General features: G+C 48.8%; 4 protein-coding genes. All 4 read left to right on the forward strand.

What is annotated here, in order from left to right; translation table 11 throughout:
- Nucleotides 1-140 precede the first annotated feature (140 nt).
- The 4 genes from AC3DOM_RS16020 (at nucleotide 141) to AC3DOM_RS16035 (ending at nucleotide 4,380) form a co-directional block, all read left to right on the forward strand.
- Nucleotides 141-1,037: a citrate/2-methylcitrate synthase gene (locus tag AC3DOM_RS16020; RefSeq protein ID WP_487920046.1), complete on the forward strand. Its 897-nt coding sequence runs from the start codon at nucleotides 141-143 to the stop codon at nucleotides 1,035-1,037.
- Nucleotides 1,025-2,047: a citrate synthase family protein gene (locus tag AC3DOM_RS16025; RefSeq protein ID WP_487920047.1), complete on the forward strand. Its 1,023-nt coding sequence runs from the start codon at nucleotides 1,025-1,027 to the stop codon at nucleotides 2,045-2,047. Before AC3DOM_RS16020 ends, AC3DOM_RS16025 begins: the two co-directional genes overlap by 13 nt.
- Nucleotides 2,048-2,167: 120 nt before the next feature.
- Nucleotides 2,168-3,586: an aldehyde dehydrogenase family protein gene (locus AC3DOM_RS16030; RefSeq protein ID WP_487920048.1), complete on the forward strand. Its 1,419-nt coding sequence runs from the start codon at nucleotides 2,168-2,170 to the stop codon at nucleotides 3,584-3,586.
- 77 nt (nucleotides 3,587-3,663) lie between these two features.
- Complete coding sequence (locus tag AC3DOM_RS16035; RefSeq protein ID WP_487920049.1) at nucleotides 3,664-4,380, forward strand: HAD family hydrolase; 717 nt, start codon at nucleotides 3,664-3,666, stop codon at nucleotides 4,378-4,380.
- Nucleotides 4,381-4,459 lie beyond the last annotated feature (79 nt).

Genomic DNA, 4,459 nt, shown 5'->3' on the forward strand with positions numbered 1-4,459 from the left:
GCTTGAACGGGATGATGTCCACACCAGGAAGATGATGACGAATGGCAGGCAAGTTTAGGGATGCGTGCGACTCGGCTTTTCATCCGATAAAAGTTATGAATAAATTCAAAACAAGTTATTAAAGAAGGAGATTATTGATTATGAAAAGAGATCCACTGTTCAAAAGAAAAACAGCCATCGCTTATAAAACGGAAGAAAAGACCGTTTTGCGAGGCTATGATTTAAGTGAACTTGCCGAGGAAGGCTACTCTTTCTTCGATGCCATGTTCATCCTCTATCAAGGGAGGATCCCATCACCCCCAGAAGAGAAAATGCTGAAGTACGAGATGGGCGAATTTATGGAACATTCCATGTCGCCGTCGGCGGCTTCGGCTATTTCTGTGATCGCAGGCAGACCCAATCTGCCCGTGGCTGTCGCGGCATCCATCATGACCTTTGGTGGTGTCCATGGGCCTGGAGCTGCGCACGGGTATATGATGAACAAATACCTGGAACAAGGCCAAAAGGAGGGTAAAACTGCAGAAGAGATGGGTAAAACCCTGGTGGACGATTATATGGACGCCGGAGAAAAAGTCATGGGGATGGGTCAGCCTCAGCACACCGATGGCGACCCGCGCGCCGAACCCACTCACCTTAAACAGGAGGAGTTGGAGATTGACGGTGTCTACCTTAAACTTCAGAGATCAGTCGAAAAACATTTTCATGAGCGACGAGCTAAGGATGGACGTCGATATGTGGGCGTGAATGTTGTCGGCGCAGGTAACACGGCCCTGATGGATATCGGATTTTCGCCCAACGCCGGGTGGTGCATCGGGAGTGTCAGTCGCGGCTACAGTTGCGCGGCCCATGCCCTCTACAATATGAAGAAGGGACGTGCCTGGGCTGCATCCAAAAACGAGCCGATGGTACAGATGCTGGATCTCTCAATGATCAAGTATATCGGCCCGGATGACCGGGAAGTTCCCAGTCAGGAAGAGCGCCAGGAATATGCACAGGCACAAAAAGAAGAAGGAGAGTATAAAAAATGGGTGATCTAAAAAAGAAAAAAGTCATCGGCAATTTAGATGATCCTAAACTACCCTATGATTATGGGACCAGACCCTATGGCACCGTGCCAAAAGACACGACCCGCCCAGGCTTTCAGTGGTTGTCCGAAGTGGCTTATAAAAACAAGCACCGCATCGTGGCTCGAGGATATGACACAACCGAATTAATGGAAGCTGGGTATGGGCTTGTGGACATGCAGTTCATTGACTTCCAGTCCAGAATTCCACTGATAGAAGAAGAGAAGATGTTAAATTACGTCATGATCCTGTCACTGGAGGATGGACTATCTCTCCCAGCCATATTATCCCGAACTGTTGCCCGCTCGAAAACCTTCCTTACACAGGCGTGCGGTGCTTCCATTCTTGCCTTTGGCCATGCTTATGGTGCTTATTCAGCCTTTGGCAATATGCTGAATGATGCCCTGAAGGAAATGGAGCAAGAGGGATATCCAGTGGAAGAGGTCGCCTTGGAACTGGCCCAGGCATATTTGGGCGAACCTGCCTTGGGTGTTTCTAACTTGATGCTCAAGGACCCGGCTGCCAAACGCATGTTTGCACGAGCCGAGAAACTTGGCGTATCAGGAAAACATATTGCCTTGACCAAAGAAATCGTCAAAGCGGCACAGCAAATCAGCGACAGCCCGGTTGATCTGGATATGCTCGGGGCAATTGGCGCTACGATGATGGACTTGGGATTTTCCGCCGAAGCAACATGGGCGATCATTGCGATTACGCGCTCATTTGGAGCTGGTGCTCACTATATCGAAGAGGTCGAACGAGAGGAAATGACCGGGCTCGGCCAGGAACTCACCCCCAAGGAATTTTATGATGGACCAGAAGACAGGCCTGTTCCATCGTTGGAAGATCGGGGTAAAAATGCCAAAACAGCGCAAACCTTTGATCTGGACGCGTGGAAACAGGCTTTCGATGAACGAAAGAAACTCCACGGTAGTGGCTTTGCCATTGTCGAAGAGGTAGAAGACCCCAGTGAAAAAACATAGTCTGGGAAGAAAGAAATAAACTCAACTCAACACTAAGTACACAAAGCAACACAAAGGAAAAACTTTAAAAACCTTCGTGCTCCCTAGTGTCCTTTGTGGAAAAAAATATAAAGGTGAAAAATGTCAAAAAGCAATGAATTAACCCCCGAAGAAATTCAAGAAGTCGAAGAACTATACCAACGGGCGAGGAAAGCCTTTGAAGAGGTTGAATTTTGGCCTCAGGAAAAAATTGATGAGATGGTCGCTGCGGTTGCCTGGGAGTGGCAAAAACCAGAGGTGGCCCGTGAACTTGCCCACCTCGCGGTAGATGAATCTGGGATTGGCGTTTATGCTGACAAAACTGCCAAAATCCAGAGCAAGACAAAAGGGACCTTGTGGGATATGAAGGACATAGTAACCTGCGGCTTGGTGGAGGAGGACAAGGAAAGAGGGCTGAGGGTTTATGCTAAACCGATGGGCGTGGTTGCCAATGTGGTTCCATCCACCAACCCAGAATCCACGGTGTGTTGTATCGGGTTGAGTCTCCTGAAAACCCGAAACGCAATGGTTGTTTCGCCTCATCCGAGCACGCAGGGAAGTTCAGCACTTACCGTCGAATATGGCCGCAAAGCGTTGCGCAAGATCGGTGCGCCTGAAGATCTGATGCTGTGCATGGCAAATACCAGCCGTTTGAAAGCAAGAAACTTGATGGCAAAATGCGATTTCGTCGTGGCTACGGGTGGAGCAGCGTTAGTAGAGGTGGTTTACTCCGCCGGTAAACCCGCTCACACCGTTAGTTCAGGAAATGTGATCTCCATCATTGATGAAACTGCCGATTTGAAAGCAGCGGCTGACAAAATCGTCAGGTCGAAGATTGCCAACAACTCTGCCTCCTGCTCATCCGAAAATGCCGTCGCTTTGGAAGCCAGCATTTTCGATGAAATGGTCGAATGCCTGAAAGCCGAAGGTGGCTATATGTGCAACACGGAGGAGCGTGAGAAATTGCGCACACTCATGTGGCCGGATGGAAAAAATCTAAATCGTAAGATCGTTGCCCGAACAGCGCTACACATTGCGGAGATGGCGGAGCTTGATGTGCCAGAAAACACCCTTTTCCTGATGGTATTGGGCGAAAAAGCAGGCTCCGAAGACCGTTTCTCTGGTGAAAAGATTTCACCCGTGCTCACAGTCTGGAAATGGGATGACTTTAGCGAGATGGTCGAACGTATGAAAGAGATGCACCGCTTCTCTGGTGAAGGACACTCCGCTTCCATTCATTCAGACCGTGATGACAGAAAAATTGAACTTGCTGTCAAAGCCAATGTCGGCCGGGTGAATTGCAATATGCCTCATGCCATGGCGAATAGTGGTAGTTGGTTCAATGCCAACCCCTTCACCGATACGCTGGGCGGCGGCAGTTGGGCTGGGAATATGACCAGCGAAAATGTAAACTGGAAGCAATTCCTCAACTACACCTGGTTGTCTGAGCCCTTCCCAGAATACGTCCCAACCGATGAGGACCTGTTTGGGGATTATTTTGCCAAATGGGGCAAAGAATAATACGTGCATGGTGAAATGAACGTAAAGATTGACTGCCTGGTGGACTATAACCCCACCGGGCAGTCAAAAAAACGATGATGACAAATGCAATGATATTTGATTTTGGTCAGACCCTCGTTGATTCAGCCGAGGGTTTTCGCTTGGCTGAAAAGCAGGCTGAAACCAGGATTTTCACGGACTTGGCTTTGGGATCCTGGTCGGATTTCCTGACGGAATATCGTCGGCTGCGGAAAGATTTCCACGCAAAGTCCAACTTTTCCAGAAAGGCTCTTTGGCAAGCGGTCTACCGGTACTACAATCAGGAGCCGAACGCAATCCTCATTTCCACGGAGGAAGATAACTATTGGGATGTGATCACTTCCAAAACCAGGCTTTTCCCAGAAACCAGGCCGGTTTTAAAACAATTGGCACTTTCGTATCGGTTGGCCCTCATCACCAATACCCAGGGACAGGCATCTTCGAGAGAACATCGCTTCAGACTCTTTCCTGAACTCGAAAATCTTTTCGAGGTCCTCATCATTGCCGGAGAGAATAATATCCCCCCAAAGCCAGATCCAATCCCTTTCCTGACATGTCTGGAAAGACTGGGTGTTGATCCAGTCAATGCAATTTACGTTGGGGATGATTGGAGAATCGATATTTGCGGCGCAAAAGCGGCAGGGATACAACCAGTTTGGCTCAAGCACCATTCAATATCCCGCAACTGGCCCTTGATAGAATACCCGGGACCGACGATAATCAATCTCGAACAGTTGCTTGATTTGGAGAATATTGGGCTTCCATCTCATGGATAAGATAGATGTGCGATTGGCACACACGAGCCCCAGTAAGCAAGAATTTTATTGTTGATCTGTGTGGAATGAAGGGAATCGC

This window comes from Candidatus Desulfolinea nitratireducens, from assembly GCF_982879505.1.

Coding starts and splice junctions, on each gene's coding strand:
- AC3DOM_RS16035 (WP_487920049.1), top strand. CDS start 3,664: ATGACAAATGCAATGATATTTGATTTTGGTCAGACCCTCGTTGATTCA.
- AC3DOM_RS16030 (WP_487920048.1), top strand. CDS start 2,168: ATGTCAAAAAGCAATGAATTAACCCCCGAAGAAATTCAAGAAGTCGAA.
- AC3DOM_RS16025 (WP_487920047.1), top strand. CDS start 1,025: ATGGGTGATCTAAAAAAGAAAAAAGTCATCGGCAATTTAGATGATCCT.
- AC3DOM_RS16020 (WP_487920046.1), top strand. CDS start 141: ATGAAAAGAGATCCACTGTTCAAAAGAAAAACAGCCATCGCTTATAAA.